Annotated in this window: 14 protein-coding genes; 12 read left to right on the top strand and 2 right to left on the bottom strand. The window is 38.8% G+C overall.

Annotated elements, in window-relative coordinates:
* Both NST91_RS23310 and NST91_RS23305 read left to right on the top strand, forming a co-directional pair.
* Window positions 1-1,284: a TRAP transporter large permease gene (locus NST91_RS23310; protein ID WP_341333055.1), complete on the top strand. Its 1,284-nt coding sequence runs from the start codon at window positions 1-3 to the stop codon at window positions 1,282-1,284.
* Window positions 1,285-1,342: 58 nt separating this feature from the next.
* A complete protein-coding gene (locus NST91_RS23305) occupies window positions 1,343-2,359 on the top strand; it encodes a zinc-binding alcohol dehydrogenase family protein (protein ID WP_341333054.1) in 1,017 nt (338 codons plus the stop codon).
* 188 nt (window positions 2,360-2,547) lie between these two features.
* On the opposite strand, the gene NST91_RS23300 is transcribed toward NST91_RS23305, so the two are convergent.
* On the bottom strand, window positions 2,548-4,401 hold the full coding sequence (locus NST91_RS23300; RefSeq protein ID WP_341333053.1) for a histidine kinase dimerization/phosphoacceptor domain -containing protein: 1,854 nt from the start codon (window positions 4,399-4,401) through the stop codon (window positions 2,548-2,550).
* Window positions 4,402-4,699: 298 nt separating this feature from the next.
* On the opposite strand from NST91_RS23300, the gene NST91_RS23295 reads away from it, so the two are divergent.
* From NST91_RS23295 to NST91_RS23265, 7 genes are all read left to right on the top strand, one after another.
* Window positions 4,700-5,296, top strand: coding sequence for a response regulator (locus NST91_RS23295; protein ID WP_121445682.1), 597 nt, complete (start codon window positions 4,700-4,702; stop codon window positions 5,294-5,296).
* Window positions 5,297-5,795: 499 nt separating this feature from the next.
* Window positions 5,796-6,755, top strand: coding sequence for a substrate-binding domain-containing protein (locus NST91_RS23290; RefSeq protein ID WP_121445683.1), 960 nt, complete (start codon window positions 5,796-5,798; stop codon window positions 6,753-6,755).
* A gap of 75 nt (window positions 6,756-6,830) precedes the next feature.
* Window positions 6,831-8,330 (top strand): ATP-binding cassette domain-containing protein, encoded by a 1,500-nt coding sequence (locus NST91_RS23285; RefSeq protein WP_121445684.1) that lies wholly within the window; start codon window positions 6,831-6,833, stop codon window positions 8,328-8,330.
* Window positions 8,327-9,298, top strand: coding sequence for an ABC transporter permease subunit (locus NST91_RS23280; protein WP_121445685.1), 972 nt, complete (start codon window positions 8,327-8,329; stop codon window positions 9,296-9,298). Before NST91_RS23285 ends, NST91_RS23280 begins: the two co-directional genes overlap by 4 nt.
* Window positions 9,299-9,385: 87 nt before the next feature.
* The gene (locus NST91_RS23275; protein WP_341333052.1) at window positions 9,386-10,462 is read left to right on the top strand and encodes an alcohol dehydrogenase catalytic domain-containing protein; all 1,077 of its coding nucleotides are present in this window, start codon (window positions 9,386-9,388) and stop codon (window positions 10,460-10,462) included.
* A 107-nt stretch (window positions 10,463-10,569) separates the two neighbouring features.
* Window positions 10,570-11,274, top strand: coding sequence for an L-ribulose-5-phosphate 4-epimerase (gene araD, locus NST91_RS23270; RefSeq protein ID WP_341333051.1), 705 nt, complete (start codon window positions 10,570-10,572; stop codon window positions 11,272-11,274).
* A 131-nt stretch (window positions 11,275-11,405) separates the two neighbouring features.
* Complete coding sequence (locus NST91_RS23265) at window positions 11,406-13,043, top strand: xylulokinase (RefSeq protein WP_341333050.1); 1,638 nt, start codon at window positions 11,406-11,408, stop codon at window positions 13,041-13,043.
* 75 nt (window positions 13,044-13,118) lie between these two features.
* Here the strand turns inward: NST91_RS23265 and NST91_RS23260 are convergent, their stop codons facing one another.
* Entirely contained in the window at window positions 13,119-14,588 is a 1,470-nt protein-coding gene (locus tag NST91_RS23260; protein ID WP_341333049.1) for an amidase family protein, read from the bottom strand.
* Between the two features lie 296 nt (window positions 14,589-14,884).
* On the opposite strand from NST91_RS23260, the gene NST91_RS23255 reads away from it, so the two are divergent.
* Genes NST91_RS23255 through NST91_RS23245 form a run of 3 tightly spaced genes read left to right on the top strand, consistent with a single transcriptional unit; the run spans window position 14,885 to window position 18,944 of the window.
* Window positions 14,885-15,880, top strand: coding sequence for a substrate-binding domain-containing protein (locus NST91_RS23255; RefSeq protein WP_341333048.1), 996 nt, complete (start codon window positions 14,885-14,887; stop codon window positions 15,878-15,880).
* Between the two features lie 24 nt (window positions 15,881-15,904).
* Complete coding sequence (locus tag NST91_RS23250) at window positions 15,905-17,734, top strand: cache domain-containing sensor histidine kinase (RefSeq protein ID WP_341333047.1); 1,830 nt, start codon at window positions 15,905-15,907, stop codon at window positions 17,732-17,734.
* Window positions 17,727-18,944, top strand: a complete 1,218-nt coding sequence (locus tag NST91_RS23245) for a response regulator (protein ID WP_341333046.1) — start codon at window positions 17,727-17,729, stop codon at window positions 18,942-18,944. Before NST91_RS23250 ends, NST91_RS23245 begins: the two co-directional genes overlap by 8 nt.
* Window positions 18,945-19,020: the final 76 nt, after the last annotated feature.

Genomic DNA, 19,020 nt, shown 5'->3' with positions numbered 1-19,020 from the left:
ATGGCCTTAACTCTCATGTTAATCGTACTTCTGATATTATTCTTAATTAATGTTCCTATCGCATTTGCCATGATTGTTGCTTCGGCGTTTTATTTCTTCTTCTCGGATGGTTTTTCTACGATGGTCCTCATCCAAAGAATGATTGGTGGGGTAGAGTCTGTACCATTGCTAGCAATTGTTTTCTTTATGACTGCTGGAATTCTGATGAATTACACAGGTATCACTTCAAGGATGCTTCGATTTGCTCAAGTAATTACTCGACCACTCCCTGGGGGTCTTGCTCAAGTAAACGTTATTCTTAGTACCTTGATGGGCGGCTTGAGCGGTTCTAATATTGCAGATGCAGCAATGCAATCAAAAATCCTAGTGCCTGAAATGATTAAAAAGGGTTATTCAAAGTCGTTCTCTACTGCATTAACAGCATCAACTTCATTAATTACCCCAATCATTCCACCTGGAATTGCATTAATTATGTATGGTTATGTAGGAAACGTTTCAATTGGTAAATTATTTTTGGCTGGAATCATTCCTGGAATCGTTCTTTGTTTATCTTTTATGATTTACGTCCATTTCTATGCCAAAAAACATAACCTAGAAACGGAAAAACAAGACAAAATCACACTTAAAGAATTTTTGCTCAGTTTTAAAGACGCCTTATTAGCCCTACTTCTACCTGTTATTATCATTGGGGGAATTCGCTTTGGTGTATTTAGTGCAACTGAGGCGGGAGCATTTGCGGTATTGTATGCTTTAGTACTTGGAATGCTTGTGTATCGTGAAATGAAGATAAAACAGTTAATGGAAGCATTGCTAGAAACAGCACACACAGCAGCATCCATTTTAATTATTATTGCAGCAGGTTCTGCGTTCGCTTGGGTACTAACTTTGGAACAGGTACCACAAAGAATGACAGAGTTTATGGTTGGTAATGTTTCTTCTACCATTATGTTCTTTATCGTAGTCCTTTTATTCCTTCTAGTTATAGGGATGTTTGTTGAAGGAAACGTTTCAATTATTATTCTAACACCACTATTTATGCCGATGTTAATGCAGTATGGAATTGATCCAGTTCATTTTGGGATTTTCTTTATTGTTTGTATTAGTATTGGGACTTTAACACCACCTTTAGGGACAATCATGTTTGCAACTTGTTCAATTACCGGAACAAAAGTTGAGGAATTTGTGAAGCATAGCTGGCCATTTTTACTACTGTTGGTAATTGTAGCACTGTTGCTTGCGTTTATTCCTGCAATTTCTATGTTTCTACCAAATACACTATTCTAGACAAATTAAGGGCCTATATGGGATAGGTCCTTAATCTATTGGAAGGAGATATGAAAAGATGAGAACGATTATTTGCCAAAATCCTGGGGAAATGATAATGCATAAAAGGGAAGCACCCACATCTTTTGGGGAAAAGGATGTCCTGATTCGGGTGAAAAGGATCGGGATTTGTGGTACGGATCTACATGCATATGGAGGAAACCAGCCTTTCTTTCAATACCCCCGAATACTTGGTCATGAGCTTTCAGGGATTGTGGAAAGTGTCGGTGGAAATGTGCAAACTCTTGATATAGGAGATCAAGTCACGGTTATTCCCTACATGCATTGCGGTGAATGCATTGCATGTAAAAATGGAAAAACAAATTGTTGTACAAAAATGCAAGTGATTGGAGTACATATTGATGGGGGCATGACGGAATACCTAGTACTGCCTGGGAGCCATGTCTTAAAAGTAAATGAACTGTCATTAAATGCTGCAGCAATCATTGAACCTTTGAGTATAGGAGCTCATGCAGTGAGAAGAGCACAAATACAAAAAGGGGATAGTGTGCTGATTATTGGAGCAGGTCCAATTGGACTTGGCGTTGCAAGGTTTGCAAAACTGCAAGGGGCGAAAACAATCATGATGGATATTAGTATAGAACGCTTAGCTTTTGCTAAGGAATGGACGGGGTGTGACCAAGTATTAATTGCTGGAAATGAGCTTGAACTTGTTAAAGAACTTACGAGCATAAATGAGGGTGACTTACCTGCAATTGTTTTTGATGCAACTGGAAACAAGCATTCCATGATGAGCGCCTTCAATTACGTTTCACATGGCGGAAAGCTTATATATGTAGGCCTTATAAAGGATCAAATTACTTTTAATGACCCGGATTTTCACGCCAAAGAATTAACTCTAATGGGAAGCAGAAATGCAACAATTGAGGATTTCCAATATGTCATTGATTGCATGAATCAAGGTAATATTGATATTGACACCTACATTACTAAAAAAATTCGATTTGAAAAAGTCCCAGACTATTTCCAAGCCAAAATGTACAATACGAATAAAGTATTAATCGAACTTGATTAGGACCAATTTCCTTTCAAAGATAAGGGGCCATAGACAACTCAGAATTCAAAAAAAGCAAGAATCCAAGCTTCCTCTGGGACAGAGGGACAGGTCCCTGTCGCAAAAGGAAAAATAGGGTGGGGCAAGGGACCTGTCCCCGTGACCCACCACCCCAACCCAGCAAGTTGCCAAACTGAAAGTGGCACCATCTATTGGTGCAGAAAAATCCGCTCTGTTGGCAGTTTAATTTCAACGAGTGTGTTTCCTTTTTTACTTTCAAAGCTCATTTGACCTTGGAACTCGCTGGTGACGATACCTTGGATGATGGATAATCCTAAGGATGCAGACTTGGTCATGTCAAAGTTTTCTGGGAAGCCACGGCCATTATCTGTAACTGATAAGTAGATGGTTTGATCTACCCTCTTACATTTGATTACTATTTCTCCGATATCATCATCAGCAAATGCATGCTTAAAGGAGTTAATCACTAACTCATTAATTACCAGTGCGATTGATGTAGCCTTATTATACGGAATGAAAATATCATCAAGCTCTAGTTGAATCGTTACTTTGGGACTGTTATCGATAATGTGAATAATAGACTCGATAATTTGTTTCACATTAATGATACTCCTGCCTAATTTGTCCTTTGACAGAAGGTTATGAACGGAGGCAATGCTTTTGATTCGTGAAATAATGCTATCAAGTAATTCATCAACAGGTTGCTCCGGATTGTTTGTTACAAACATTTTTTGTAAAGAAATCAATCCAACAATTGATTGTAGATTGTTTTTAATTCGATGATGGCTTTCTTGGAGTAGCGCTGATCTCCCCAACAATCTTGTATCTTCAATTGCAATTGCTGCATGTCGTGCCAGTGCTGATAAGAATTTCGTCTCCTCTTTTGAATGAACATATAAGTCTTCATAGGAAACCTGAATAAGTCCCGTTACTTGGGAACGTATCAAAACGGGAATACAGATAATCGTTTTGACATTCTCAACTTTTTCAAACAAAGAGGGATAGAACGTATCATTTTTATTTGCGTAAAAGACTTCATTGCCCTTCGCTATCTGTAAAATGGCATCTTGCGTTAGTTGAGCGCTGACGTTTTGTTTATTTTTATATTCGTAATCATCAATAATCGTCCATGTGATCTCATCAATTAATTTAATTGAACCGCTGTCAGCTTTCATCACTCTCGTAACTTCTTTCGCTAATAGTAACAAAACATCTTTCAACTCATATTCAGATGTAAGAAATTCGGCGGCCTTAAAGACAGCGTCAAGAACCGTTTGCGTTTCTTCGTCTTTATACTCATCATTATCGTTAAAATTGTAATTCTCAATTTTTTTAAGTAATTTTTGAGGATCGGCTTTTGCTTCATCTGCTGTCATTTCAGCAGTAATTTCTCCGTTGGCTACTACGGTTATTCGGTCGGCAAGTTTTAACGCATCCTCCCATTGTTTTGTAATGTAGATTATACTTTTGCCATCATTCTTAAATTGCTTCATTGTGTTATATAGTTTTGAAGCATTGCTATCAGAAAGACCTTCCATTGGTTCTTGAATCACAAGGACTTCGGGATCCTGCATAAAGCCCCGTGCAATATAAACGATTCTTCTTTCTTCATCCGAGAGGTATTTTACCTTCTTCCGATAGTCAAATTGAAAATCAAGTAGGGTTAACACCTTTTCTGCTCTTTTATTCACTTTTTTCCAATCGACAAATGGAAGAAATCTCCGTCTTGGCAAACTAGATAAGTTAAGATTTTCAGCAATAGAAAAGTTTTTTATCAACGACGGTTTTTGTTGTAAAATAGCAATTTTATTTATTACATGTTTATCATTCGTTAGCACTTTGCCCTTTATTTTCATTTCACCATTCAAACTTGGTTTCTCTACTATGTTCTTAAGTGCCTGTACGAACACCTTTTGCTCAGAACTATTCTTTAGGATAAAAGCATGTATTTCAGAATATTTTAGATTAAAGCTAAGGTTATCTATATCTCCATCAGGACTTTTAAATGTTACACGATTACATTCCAAAATATACTCACTCAAGCATATACCCCCAATCGTAAGAAAACCGTGTTTTTTAAAATGGAAGGTACTATTATTTTAAAATAGTTTAATTACCTTATTTGATGATAAATCATTTTTATGAGTACGACAAATCCAACTTTTTATTTCAAGTAGTTATATACTAGTAATCTTTGTTATATTTATAATATAATACAAATTTCGACTGTTTTCGCTTTCATTTTTAGACTGATTTCTATATACTTTAGGTAGATAAATGAACTTTTAAATACATGTTTCTTTGTGGATATAACAATGAATAAATAGGGTGGTGATAGCTTTGTTACAGTCTTTACGAGTTATGATTGCAGAGGATGAATTTTTGGTTTTAATGGCGACGAAGTCTTATGTAGAAAGCCTTGGTCACGAAGTTGTAGGCGTGGCAACAGACGGGGAAAAAGCAGTTGAATTAGCATTAGAAAAAAAGCCTGACCTTGTTATTATGGATATTAATATGCCTAACCTTGATGGGATTGATGCCATTAAAGAGATTAATAAAACCTTATTTATCCCGAGTATAATTGTAAGCGGTTATCATGACGAACAATTAATTAATAGAGCAACAGAAGAGGGTGTACTCTATTATTTACTAAAACCTATTGATATAGAAGAATTAAAAATAGCCATCAATATAAGTTTAGCTAAATTTGAGGAATTTAAGAAACTACAGGAAGAGTTGCAAAGTACTAAGAATGCATTAGAAGCCCGTAAATATATTGAAAAAGCTAAAGGGATTATGATGGAGCGGATGAACTTGAAAGAACCAGAGGCCATGAAACGGTTACAGAAAATGAGTCGAGATAAAAACAAGAAATTAGTTGTAATTGCGAAAGAGCTCATTGAAGCGGATTCTTTATTCCATTCAGATCAAAAATAGAGAAAAAAATTCTTGACTATTCGATTTTAAGGAAATATACTAAATTTACAATAACGTTACAAATTTAAAGGTTAGTTGAAATCTATACTAATGATTGGTATAGAAAATTACAACCGTTTACAATCAAATTTCATATACGATAAATTTTATACTTATGGCTGGTATAAAATTTATAATGGCTATGGGTGCCTTATATACGTTAATCTGTTATTCTCTCATTTTGTAGAGTTTACTAGGATTACGTGTCTAAGGCACCCCTTTTGTTTTTTACAAGAAATGCAAACGTGTTCAATCCATTGAAAGGGGTGATGTTTCAAGAACTAGCTGATTAACCAAGTGGTTGTGATGGGGATGGAATAGAGTTGGTAACACGTTACTTGATCTCTGGTATATGGCAAGTTAACTAGACTGACTCAAGAAAGATGTAACCGCTTTATATTCATTCTGTTTACAATATGATTTTACTAAATTTCTACTAAAAAATAGGGGGAACTAACAAATGAAACATTTGAAAAAGTTCGTTGTACTTTCACTCGTTTTACTTCTATTCATCGCAGCGGGTTGCTCAAGTCAAGGCAGCGCTGGTGGCGAAAGTGATGGAGGCGGAGAAGCAAAAAAAGGAAATATTAAAATCGGTATGTCTTTCCAGGAAATGAACAATCCTTACTTCATTTCAATGAAAGAAGCATTTGAAGATGCGGCTAAACAGATTGGTGCAGAAACATTTATTGCTGACGCTCAACATGACGTAACAAAGCAAATTAATGATATTGATGACATGATCCAAAAGGATATTGATATTTTATTAATCAACCCGACTGACAGTGACGGTGTTGAAGGAGCAGTAGAGGCAGCGAAAAAAGCTGGAGTTATCGTAGTGGCTGTTGACGCACAGGCAAAAGGTCCTATCGACTCTTTCGTAGGTTCAAGAAACTATGACGCTGGTTATTTAGCAGGTAAGCAAATGGTAGAAGATTTAGGTGGACAAGGTAAAGTTGCAATTCTTGATGGTATTCCAGTTGTTCCTATTCTAGAGCGTGTACGTGGTTTCGAAGATGCAGTTAAAGAGGCTCCAGGAATCGAAATTGTTGACAAGCAAAACGGTAAACAAGATAGAGCAGAAGCAATGAAGGTTACAGAAAACATGCTACAAGCAAATAAAGATTTAAATGCAATCTTCAGTGTTAACGATGAAGGTGCATTAGGTACTCTAGGAGCAATTGAAGCATCTGGTAAAGATGTAGCGATTTATAGTGTTGACGGACACCCAGAAGCAATTGAAGCAATCACAAAGGGTGGACCATTCAAGGCAACGACTGCTCAATTCCCACGTGACCAAGTAAGAATTGGTCTTGGTATGGCTTTGGCTAAACTTTGGGGTGCAGAAGTAGTACCAACTGAAGTTCCAATTGATGTAGAACTACAAACAAAAGAAAACGCAGCTGACTTTAGCTGGTAATCTAACAAAATAGGGCGCTTTTGCAAACTTGCATAGCGCCTCTCCTAAATATGTGTAAGAAGGAAGGTGATTGCTATGGATAACATTCTAGAGATTGAGAATATTACGAAGGAATTTCCTGGGGTAAAAGCTTTAAACGGAGTTAGTTTTACTATTAGACGTGGTGAAGTGCATGCATTAGTTGGGGAAAATGGTGCTGGAAAATCCACATTGATGAAAATACTATCTGGTGTTTACACACCTACTTCGGGAACAATTCGTTTAGATGGAAAAGAAGTCACATTCAAAGATCCTAAGCAAGCACAACAATTAGGAGTTAGTATTATTCACCAGGAATTTAGTTTAATTCCTTACTTAAGTGGTGTGGATAATATTTTCTTAGGTCGTGAGAAAAGGCAAGCAAATGGGTTATTAAATAGAAAACAGATGCGTAAGGAAGCAAGGGAAGTATTACAAAGACTTGATGCAGACATTGATATCAATAAACCTGTTGCACATTTAAGTGTGGCAAATCAACAATTTATCGAAATTGCTAAAGCGATTGCAATTGATACAAAGGTATTAATCTTCGACGAACCAACAGCTAGTTTAACAGGAAAAGAAATTGATAAGTTATTTGAATTAATCGCCAAATTGAAAGCTGATGGTGTAACCATTATATATATATCGCACCACTTAGAGGAAATTCTAAAAATGTGCGACCGCTATACCTGCTTACGGGATGGTGAGTTTGTAGGAACCCGTGAAGTGAAGGATTCAACTAAACAAGACATTGTCAAAATGATGGTAGGTCGTGAGATTGTCAATGCGTTTCCTGATAAGCCAGTGAAAACAGGAAATGAGGAAGTATTTTTAGAAGTTAAGAGAATGCAAAATAAACAGATTCATGATATTCAATTCAACCTGAAAAAGGGTGAAATCATCGGAATTGCTGGTCTCGTTGGTTCAGGACGTACAGAGGTTGTAAGGGCACTTATTGGCGCTGATGATGCACAAGAGAAAGATGTATATATCAACGGTCAAAAAGTGTCAATCAAGAATCCAACAGATGCACTAGCACATGGAATCGCATTAATTCCTGAAAGTAGAAAAACGCAAGGTCTCGTGCTTAGCCAGTCTATTAAAAACAATATTAGTATTCCAATTTTAAGAGATTTGACCAACTTCGTACGAATTATTAATAAGAAGAAAGAAAACGAAATTGTCGAGCAATCCATTCAGGACTTATTGATCAAGACACCTAGCAGCTCACAGTTAGTAAAAAACCTGAGTGGGGGAAATCAACAAAAGGTTGTTTTAGCAAAATGGCTGAATACCGATTGTAAAGTGTTAATTTTCGATGAACCTACCCGTGGAATTGATATAGGGGCGAAGGAAGAAATCTATAAACTAATGAGAAAACTAGCAGACGAAGGACTTTCTATCATTATGATTTCCTCAGAATTACCTGAAATTCTAGGGATGAGTGACCGAGTTCTTGTTATGCATAAGGGGAAAATCAAGGGAGAACTTCCGGGAAGTGAAGCAACTTCAGAAAAAGTAATGTATTACGCAACGGGTGGTGCTGAAGGATGAGTGAATTAGATTACAAGAAAAAAGGGTTTAGCGCTAAGGAAATATTTAAGTACCCAGAGATGCTAACGCTGATTGGATTTTTAGTATTATGTATATTCTTTTCCATTGCAGCAGAAAGTTTTTTAACGGCAGATAATGTCTCGAATATTGTTCGACAAGTTTCAATAAACGGGATCCTCGCTGTAGGGATGACCTTTGTTATTTTAACAGGCGGTATTGATTTATCCGTTGGATCGGTAATGGCACTTACCGGGACCATTATTGCAGGTATGATGATTAATACTGGATTACCTCCAATTGTAGCAGTATTAATTGGGATTGTTTTAGGTGCTGCACTAGGTTATATCAATGGTTTGTTTACCGCATATGCGAAAATCCCGGCAATTATCGTCACATTAGCAATGATGGAGGCGGCTCGTGGTTTAGCCCTTTTATATACAGGTGGATATCCGCTTTCAGGTCTGCCATCATCATATGCGTTTATTGGTAGAGGCTATCTATTTGGGGTAATTCCAATGCCTGCAGTCATTATGATTCTTGTTTTTATCGCAGCTTATATAATCTTGAACCATTTACCAATTGGTCGTTATATCTACGCATTAGGTGGTAATGAGGAAGCAGTAAGATTATCTGGAGTAAAAGTAAAACGTATCAAAACGTTTGTCTATCTATTCAGTGGTGTGACAGCTGCTATCAGTGGAATGATCATGACTTCAAGACTTTCTTCCGGACAACCAATGGCTGGGGAAGGGTATGAGTTAGATGCAATCGCAGCAGTTGTATTAGGCGGAACAAGCATTGCAGGTGGCCGAGGACATATTTTTGGAACGTTACTAGGTGCTCTTCTATTAGGAGTATTAAGTAATGGATTAAACCTTATGGGTGTATCGCCATATGTACAACGTGTACTTAAAGGTGTGATTATCGTTGGTGCGATCTACTATAGTAGTACTCGTCAAAAAGACTAATATACTAGAATGCTAAGCACTGGCGTTAACAATATGTAAGTTTACTTAATCTATTAAAATTCTAAACATACAGGGAGATGTAGAACAATGTCAGTATTACCAGAAACAATGAAAGCTGTAGTAGCACATGGTCCAGAGGATTATCGAGTAGAGGAAGTTGCAGTTCCTAAGGCTGGACCAGGGGAAGTTATCATCAAAGTCGAAGCTTGTGGTATTTGTGGTAGTGATTTAAAGGCATATCATGGTTCTGCAATGTATTGGGGCGGAGAAGACCCTTGGATGAAAGCACCGGTTATTCCAGGACATGAATTCTACGGAATTGTGGCTGAATTAGGAGTGGGGGCTGCAGAAAAACACGGAGTACAAGTTGGTGATCGCGTAACAACTGACCAAATTAATCCGTGCGGAAAATGTAAGTTCTGTAAAACAGGTAAGTACTGGATGTGTGATGTTCATAACATTTATGGTTTCCAAAAAGACATTGCTGAAGGAGCTTGGGCTGAATATATGAAATTCAGCGAAACAGCAACTATATATAAAATTACGGATGGAGTTACTCCTGAAGAAGCTGCCTTAGTTGAGCCAATGGCTTGTGCCGTTCATACCATCCAAAGAGCAACAATTGAGTTTGAAGATGTAGTTGTGTTAGCAGGTGCTGGAACTCTTGGATTATGTATGCTTCAACTCATTAAATTAAAAACACCTAAGAAATTAATTGTACTAGATGGAAATGAAAACCGACTAGCTGTTGCGAAAAAATTAGGCGCTGACCTTGTCATTAATCCATTAAAAGAGGATGCAATCAAAATCGTTAAGGATTTAACAGACGGTTATGGTTGTGATGTATATATTGAAGCAACTGGTCATCCAAGTGGTGTAACACAAGGCCTAGAAATGGTAAGAAGACTTGGAAGATTTATCGAATTTAGCGTATTTGGATCAGAAGTAACTACTGACTGGAGCGTTATCGGGGACAGAAAAGAATTGGATATTAGAGGGTCTCACTTAGGACCATACACATACCCAATTGCAATCGACCTATTTGAACGTGGCTTATTAACAGCTGAAGGTATTGTTACACATAGTTACAAAGTAGAAGACTTTGCTGAAGCTATGGATATGGCACATAATCCAGGAGCAATTAAAGTATTATTAAAACCTTAATTTAGCTGTTAGAAAACATTAGGGTATATGTCGCGAGTATTGATAATAAAGAATAAAGGAAGACTCGGCATTTGCCGAGTTTTCTTTATAGAACGGAGTGAATGATTGTGTTAGAAGATTTAAAGCAAAAAGTGTTAGAAGCAAATCTTGAGCTGCCAAAACGAAACTTAGTCATCTTTACTTGGGGAAATGTAAGTGGAATTGATCGAGAAAAAGGCCTAGTAGTAATTAAGCCAAGTGGCGTTGCTTATGAAGATTTGAAAGCAGAAGATTTGCCGGTAATCGATCTAGAAGGAAATATCATTGAGGGTGAACTGAACCCATCATCAGATACTGCGACACACTTAGTTTTATATAAGGCATTTCCTGAAATAGGAGGGGTTGTGCATACCCATTCACCATGGTGTACAAAATGGGCGCAATCAGGAAGGGCGATTCCTGCATATGGAACAACACATGCTGATTACTTTTATGGAGACATTCCTTGTACACGACATATGACTCCGTTTGAAATTGACAATGACTATGAGCACAATACAGGGGAAGTCATTGTAGAAACATTTAAAGATATCAATCCAGCCTCTATTCCAGGAGTTATAGTAAATAACCACGGTCCTTTTAACTGGGGGAAAGATCCAATGAAAGCTGTAGAAAATGCAGTTGTCATGGAGGAAGTTGCGAAATTTGCTTACTATACTCAAAGTCTATCACCAGAACTAGAAGCAATTGACCAACACTTACTAGATAAACACTTCCTGCGAAAACACGGCAAGAACGCATACTATGGCCAACACAAAAAAGTAAACAACTAAATGTGACAGAGGGACAGGTCCCTTGACCCAGGAAAAATAGGTGGGACAGGTGACCTGCCCCCCTGACCCAATAAATGGCGCTTTTGGAATCCTATTTACACATTGAAATTGTTACTGGAGGGGGATGTGACATGAAAGCGAATCAGGTAGACATTAAGCAAGCGATTATGAATGGTGATACTTCTCTTGGGATTGAATTAGGATCGACACGGATTAAAGCGGTTCTAATTGATAGGCAGTTTGAAACCATTGCATCTGGAGGTTATGAGTGGGAAAATCGTCTGGAAAATGGCTATTGGACGTACGACCTAGAAGATATAACTACTGGTTTACAGGCAGCTTATCACGAAATGAAAAACGAAGTTGAACGAAAATACGGAATCACGATACGAACGATTGGTTCTATTGGATTTTCTGCCATGATGCACGGTTATATGGCATTTGACAAGACGGGAGAGCTACTCGTTCCTTTTCGTACGTGGCGGAATACAAATGCTGGTAAAGCAGCAAAAGAATTAACAGATTTTTTTCAATATAATATTCCCGAAAGATGGAGTATCGCTCACCTATACCAAGCGATTTTAAATGAAGAGGATCACGTACCACAACTTGATTACATCACAACATTATCTGGTTACATTCATTGGTTATTGACTGGGAACAAGGCAATTGGGATTGGTGATGCTTCTGGTATGTTCCCGATTAATGAAGCAACAAAGAATTATAATGAAGCAATGGTCGAGCAATTTGATGAACTCGTTGCCGAGAAAAAATATTCTTGGAAGCTAAGAGACCTTCTTCCTCCAGTTTATATCTCTGGTGAGTATGCCGGGAAATTAACGGATGTTGGAGCTGAAATTCTAGATCCATCACATGATTTACAGCCTGGTATTCCTATTTGTCCACCTGAAGGTGATGCAGGCACAGGGATGGTTGCGACAAATAGTGTAAGAAAACGTACAGGAAACGTATCAGTAGGGACCTCTGTTTTTGCCATGATTGTATTAGAGCAAGAACTTTCAAAAGTATACCCAGAGATTGACATGGTCACAACGCCAAATGGAAGTCCTGTTGCGATGGTTCATGCGAATAACTGCTCAAGTGATATTAACGCTTGGATTGGATTGTTCCGTGAGTTTTCGGAGGCAATGGGGTATAAGGTTGATACCAATCAGTTATTCAGTGTCATGTTCAACAAAGCATTGGAAGCTGACCCAGATGGTGGCGGATTGCTAAGTTACGGATATTTTTCAGGCGAATTTATTACCGGATTAGAACACGGCAGACCATTGTTTGTTCGTTCACCAGAGAGTAACTTTAATTTAGCAAACTTTATGCGTACACATCTATTTTCAGCATTTGGTGCATTGAAAATTGGAATGGATATTCTGACTAAGCAGGAAGATGTTGCGATAGATAGTATTTTGGCGCATGGTGGTTTATTTAAAACGCCTGTAGTGGGACAAAGGATGATGGCGGCATCCATGAATACGCCTGTTTCTGTCATGGCAACAGCCGGAGAAGGTGGCGCGTGGGGAATGGCTATTCTAGCTTCTTATATGATGAATGAAAACAAGAATGAAAGCTTAGAAGACTTCCTCGACAGAAGAGTCTTTAACGATGTGGTTGGGGACGTAATCAATCCTGATCCTGAAGACGTAAAAGGGTTTGAAGTATTTATTGAGCGCTATAAAAAAGGAATAGAAATTGAGAAGGCAGCGGTTGATAATTTACATCTAACAAAAGACGAGAAAACAGTAAAATTGTAGGGACAGAGGGACAGGTCCCTCGTCCTAAAAGGAAAAATATGGTGGGACATGGGACCTGTCCCTGTGTCCCACCTTTTATCTTGGATTAATCGGTGTTTGGATTTGTGCGTGTGCTTCAATTACTTCAGCAGCATCAAATAGTGTATCCTCCCGGAAACGTCTTCCGAGGAGTTGAACTCCAACTGGTAGACCATCAGCAACAGAAGTAGGAACGGAAATAGCAGGGAAACCAAGCACTGGAATGGCCATCATGGACCATTGTGCATCCATAACACGCCTCATGCTTTCAATGCTTTTGATATCCTCATCTTGTTCAAATGCCTGTTCTGCAGAGACTGGCATGAGCAATAGTGGGTATTCTTGTAAAAACTCCTGAAGTTGTACAATTAGCGTTCCGCGACGTGCATAGCCCTTAATATAGTCGGTTAGTCCAGGGTTTTCTCCCCACCATTCTTTTGCATTTTCGGAATAATGCAAAGCAGCCTTTTTCATACCTTCGTCTCCATACTGCTCTATAAGCGAAATATTCAATTTGAATTCTTCAAGCACTAATAAATACCAAAGTCTGTAGGCTTCAGTAAATAGAGGGAGCTTCACTTCTTCCACTACATAACCTGCTTCTGTCAACTGGTCGGCTGCTTCATTCAAAGCCTGATTAACGGCTGTAGATGGAGTAGCGACACCAATATCACGTAAAAGCCCAACTCGAATTGGCTTTTGAAGGGGTTCGCCAATTAACGGTACTGAAGCATGAAGTGGATCACGGGGATCAAATGCACTCATGCTTTGAAGTGCAAGGCGAAGATCCCCAACGCTACGGGCAAGCGGACCATCAGTTGACATCAGTTGTCCTGAAAAGGATTGATCTCCATCCGGAGGACCAAACCAGCCAGGAACTCTTCCTATAGTTGGTCGAATTCCAGTAATTCCACAAGCATATGCTGGGTGTCGAACAGAACCACCAATATCATTACCATGCCCAATTGGCATCATCCCAGAAGCAACAGCTGATGCAGCGCCTCCACTCGACCCTCCAGGTGTACGTGTTTTATCCCAAGGGTTCAGGGTTCTTCCGTGCAAATCATTATTTGTAAACCAGCGGAAACTAAAAGCAGGCGTATTACTGCGGCCAACAATGACGGCTCCTGCATTCCGGAGATTTGCCACTGGGGGACTGTCCTTTTCAGCAAGATTATCTTTAAAAGCCACAACACCATCTGTTGTTACATGTCCAGCTTGGTCAACATTCACTTTTGTAGAAACAGGCACACCATGTAGTGGTCCAAGTAGCTCTCCTTTTTTTACAGCAAGATCTGCCTGATCAGCTGCAGCAATTGCCTCTTCTGCATGAACTTCAACCAGGGCATTAAGCACTGGATTGACTTCCTCGATTCTGTCCAAACAGCTCTCAACAGCCTCGCGAGAAGAAATGAGTCTTGTTCGAATGCCATGAGCCAAATCTGTTGCCGACCAACGCCATAATTCATCCTTACCTTGATTATGTAATACCTGAGATGCACGAGATTGTACTGAAGATCGTTCCAAACCTCATCGCCACCTATCGAATTATTTTGAATATTACAAACCAATTATATGCTATGGCTAACCTATTTAAAACAAAAAATGGGACAAGTCCTTTCTTTCGAGGTGGGACCTGTCCCCGTGACCCAGCAACGGCCGATTTTAACTTCGTGGCCCAGCACGACTACCAACGCCAACCCAACCCCTCCATTCTATAACTCTCTCTAAAATAATAAGAATTTTTGAAAGAGTTACGCTATAATAGGCATATATTGAAATCGAATCTACTAATCACTCTTTTTATGAAAGGGGTTTCATAGATGAAGAAGCTGCTTTTCGTGTATTTGTTGCTCATTGGATTGTTTGTTCTTTATATATATAACTATCAAGCGGAGAGTTCGACGGAACGTGCCTGGAATGAGAATGAGCTGGTCGGGGATGTGGATGAAACGTATGTAATGGTCACGTTTATGGTGGGGATTGATTACTGGAAGCGAGCGTTAAAAGGTTTTGAGGATGCGGCAGAAGCGTTAAATGTTTCGATTGAGTACCGGGGTTCGACGCAATATGATGTACACGAGGAAATGACAGTCCTCGAGCAGGTAATCGCTAAGAATCCAGCGGGAATTGCAATTTCCACAATGGATCCAGAAGCTTTAAATCCTGTGATTGATAAAGCGGTTGAGGCTGGAATACCAGTCGTCATGTTCGATGCAGATGCACCAGAAAGTAAGGCGTATTCGTTTCTAGGAACGGATAATTACAAGGCAGGTGTAGAGGCGGCTCACAAAATGGCAGAGTTAGTAAATGAAAAGGGACAGGTTGGTGTGATTACCCTCCCCAATCAGTTAAACCATCAGGAACGTACCAAAGGATTTCAAGATACGATCTTCAGGGAATATCCTGACATGGAGGTTGTCTCTGTCAAAGATGGAAGAGGCGATCAAGTGATTTCAAAAGAGGTAGCAGAATCGATGATTGACGAGAATCCGAATGTGGCAGGCATCTTCGTGACGGAGGCGAACGGTGGAGTTGGAGTTGGACAAACCATCATCGCCAATAAACTCAAAGACTCTGTTAAAATCATTAGTTTTGATACAGATAAGGGAACCCTCGATATGATTAAGGACGATGTGATTTCCGCCACCATTGCACAGGGAACATGGGAAATGGGGTACTGGTCCTTGCAATTTTTGTTTCATTTGCAACATGGCATTCATGAACAAGACCGAAAAAATGCACCTTTACCTCGATACGTGGATACAGGTGTGACCATTGTTACAAAGGAAAATGTGAACTCCTACTATCCACAATAAACTTCTAGGAATGGATTGGTTGAATTGAAGAACTTCATACAAATAAATAATTTACCAATTCGATATAAACTGATCTCTCATTTTTTAATTATTAGTATCATCCCGATTATCTGCTTAGGTTTTTTAATTAATTGGACGGTTGAGCGTGTTGTGGAAGAGCAAGTCAATCAGAATACCTTACAGCTTATTAGTAAAGTGAATGAAACACTTGAATTCTACATAAACAACATGCAACGTGTTACCTACTTTATTTCCTATAATGAGCGGATTGAGGACTTTTTTCATCATAATGGTCAGCAACCTGGTCAATATCAAACAAATGAATATGAGATTCAACGCTATCTTCGTAATTTTACAACGTTAATGCCTGAAGTAGCAGGGGTTTTAGTCGTGAACAGCGCAGGGGAGTATGTGAGTAATGAACTGTACGCTCCGGCTTCAGAGAATTTAACGGAAGAGTCTTGGTATCAAGAGGCGGTAGAAAATAAAGGGATCTTTCGAATGATTGGTCAACCGAAGGACCGCCGTCTCTCATCATTGGTCAGTTACAAAAATGATGAAGTGGTGTCAGGCGTTCGCGCTGTGATTGATCCAATTTCACAGGAAGTACTAGGGGTCATTTTAATCGATTTAAAGGTTAGGACGGTTGCTGAAACGTTAGTCGATGTGCGGCTTGGAAAAACCGGCTATTTGACGGTGATTGATGAACAAAGTAGACCGATTTATCAGCCCAAAGATCCTTTAATTGAAACGATCCCAAATGAATGGCTGGATGAAAAAAGGTCAGGTACGTTTTCAAAGAAGATAGGTTCACAGAAGGTACAGTTTATTTTTCAAGAATCACCATATTCGAACTGGACCACCATCGGCGTCTTTCCAACCGAGGAATCCATATTCGAAATAAGGGAGATACAGTTTTATTTAGTCGTTTTTGTCTTTATCATTCTCTTATTTGGAATTCCGGTATCGTACTTCTTATCCAATTCGATCTCTAAGCCAATTCGCCAGTTAATGAAGTTTATGCGGAAAGCCGAAAGTGGGGAATTTGGGGTCCGGTATACAGAAAAACGAGATGATGAGATTGGTATGCTTGGCCGAAGTTTTAATAAAATGCTAAAACAAATCAATGAATTGCTGCGCTTAACGGAGAGGCACGAAAGACAGAAGCGAGAAGCCGAATTTAGAAGTTTACAAGCCAATATCAATCCTCATTTTCTCTATAATACGCTCGATACGATTCAATGGATGGCTCGAAAGCAAAAGGCGATTGAAATAGCCGAAGTGGTTGAGTCGTTAGCAAAATTGTTCCGAATTGGATTAAGTAAGGGAAGAGATCGGATACCACTCGATAAGGAAATAGAGCATATTGAAAGTTACTTAAAAATTCAACAAACGAGATATCGTGAAAAATTACAGTATCAGATTGATGTGGACGAACGTGCCGCTTCGCTTTATGTTCTCAAATTTATTCTGCAGCCACTTGTCGAAAATGCAATCTACCATGGAATAAAAGAGCGACGGGGGCCGGGTCAAATCATGGTCTCTGCAAAACAAATGAACGGAAATTTACGCCTATCGATTCAAGATAACGGTGCTGGAATGTCAGAATCACACCTTCACGAAATTCGTGTCGCCCTTAAGGATGCTGTTAGAAGGACAGAGAATCAAACTGAATCGAAGCATAAGAAGGGATATGGGATTTTGAACGTTCAAGCTCGAATCGTACTTGCATTCGGGGAACAGTATGGGATTACGATTGAGAGTAAAGAAAAGGTTGGGACAACGCTCGAGTTAGTGTTACCTATTTTAGAAGAAGATATTGAATGGGAAGAGGAGCGAAAACAACATGCGTAAATGGAAGGTTTTAATCGCCGATGATGAGTATATAATTCGGGATGGAATCCATTCTTCTATTGACTGGGAGAAGTACAATATGGAGGTCATTGGGGAAGCAGAGGATGGTGAAGAAGCTGTTGAATTAGCGATTAAACACCAGATTGATATCTTACTAGTTGATTTAAATATGCCCATCATGGATGGACTTGAAGCAATGGAAGAGATTAAGGAGCAATTGCCAAACTGTAAAATGGTTGTCATCTCGGGATATGATGATTTCCGTTATGCACAAGCAGCCCTTCGATTAAAGGTCGAAGATTATTTATTAAAACCAATCAATCCGGGAAAACTGGAAGAGTTAATCATAGATCTTAAACAAAAACTTGATCTGGAAGTTAACCAGAAGAAATATATCAAACAAGCTGCCATACAGATAAAAAGGAATCATGTCCAGCTTAGGGAACGTTTTTTTCAGGATTGGATTGCAGGTCAGTTAGCGAATGAAGAGATTAGAGAGCAACTTGAGTTTTTACACCTGCCAGTCGCACATCCAATACAATATCTCGTGATTAAATGGCCTGATTATCATTTGAATCAAACGTTTATGCAAGAAAATGACCGTCAGTTGTACTTATTTGCGATAGAGAATATCGTAAAAGAAATGATTGGTTCAGAAAAGACGGTTATTTTTTGGGACCAATCCCATTTGCTTAATGTGTGTGTATGGGAGCAACTCAACCGGGAGCTCCTCACAAAAATAGAAGAAGTCGTGCAAACCTATTTTAATCTCACAATCTATTATCATATGGAAGATATTTTTATTCAGGACTTTGTTCATTTGTATAAAATCTATGATCAATGCAAACGGCAGGTTGAACAGCAAATCAAAATGTCCCCAATTGTAAAACAGGCTCTAACCTATATTCAACAGCATTATCAGGATTCTTCCCTCACGCTAGAGCGAGTAGCGGATGAATTACATATCACTAGTGTCTATTTAAGTCGGATGATTAAGCATGAGCTGGGTATTTCCTACGTTGGACTTTTAACTCAAATGCGAATTAACAAAGCCGTTGATTTACTGAAAACGACGGATTTATCGATCCGAGATATAGCAGAAACGGTTGGATATGATACACAACATTACTTTAGCACCACTTTTAAAAAAGTAGTCGGTATTTCACCAATGCAATTCAAGAACGATGTAGAAAACGTGCACCTTTCGTAGAAGGTGCTTTTTTTATGCACTCATAACAAATGTTACGGAAAGTTTAAAAAATTATAAAAAGTGTTTAATTTTATGT

Source organism: Ferdinandcohnia sp. FSL W7-1320 (assembly GCF_038050315.1).
Classification (GTDB): Bacteria; Bacillota; Bacilli; order Bacillales; family Bacillaceae_L; genus Ferdinandcohnia; species Ferdinandcohnia aciditolerans.
This window is presented reverse-complemented; position numbering and strand designations above follow the sequence as displayed.

Bases quoted from the DNA above. Each gene is read 5' to 3' on its own strand.
- NST91_RS23310 (WP_341333055.1), top strand. From the start codon at position 1: ATGGCCTTAACTCTCATGTTAATCGTACTTCTGATATTATTCTTAATT.
- NST91_RS23305 (WP_341333054.1), top strand. From the start codon at position 1,343: ATGAGAACGATTATTTGCCAAAATCCTGGGGAAATGATAATGCATAAA.
- NST91_RS23290 (WP_121445683.1), top strand. From the start codon at position 5,796: ATGAAACATTTGAAAAAGTTCGTTGTACTTTCACTCGTTTTACTTCTA.
- NST91_RS23285 (WP_121445684.1), top strand. From the start codon at position 6,831: ATGGATAACATTCTAGAGATTGAGAATATTACGAAGGAATTTCCTGGG.
- NST91_RS23280 (WP_121445685.1), top strand. From the start codon at position 8,327: ATGAGTGAATTAGATTACAAGAAAAAAGGGTTTAGCGCTAAGGAAATA.
- NST91_RS23275 (WP_341333052.1), top strand. From the start codon at position 9,386: ATGTCAGTATTACCAGAAACAATGAAAGCTGTAGTAGCACATGGTCCA.
- NST91_RS23265 (WP_341333050.1), top strand. From the start codon at position 11,406: ATGAAAGCGAATCAGGTAGACATTAAGCAAGCGATTATGAATGGTGAT.
- NST91_RS23255 (WP_341333048.1), top strand. From the start codon at position 14,885: ATGAAGAAGCTGCTTTTCGTGTATTTGTTGCTCATTGGATTGTTTGTT.
- NST91_RS23245 (WP_341333046.1), top strand. From the start codon at position 17,727: ATGCGTAAATGGAAGGTTTTAATCGCCGATGATGAGTATATAATTCGG.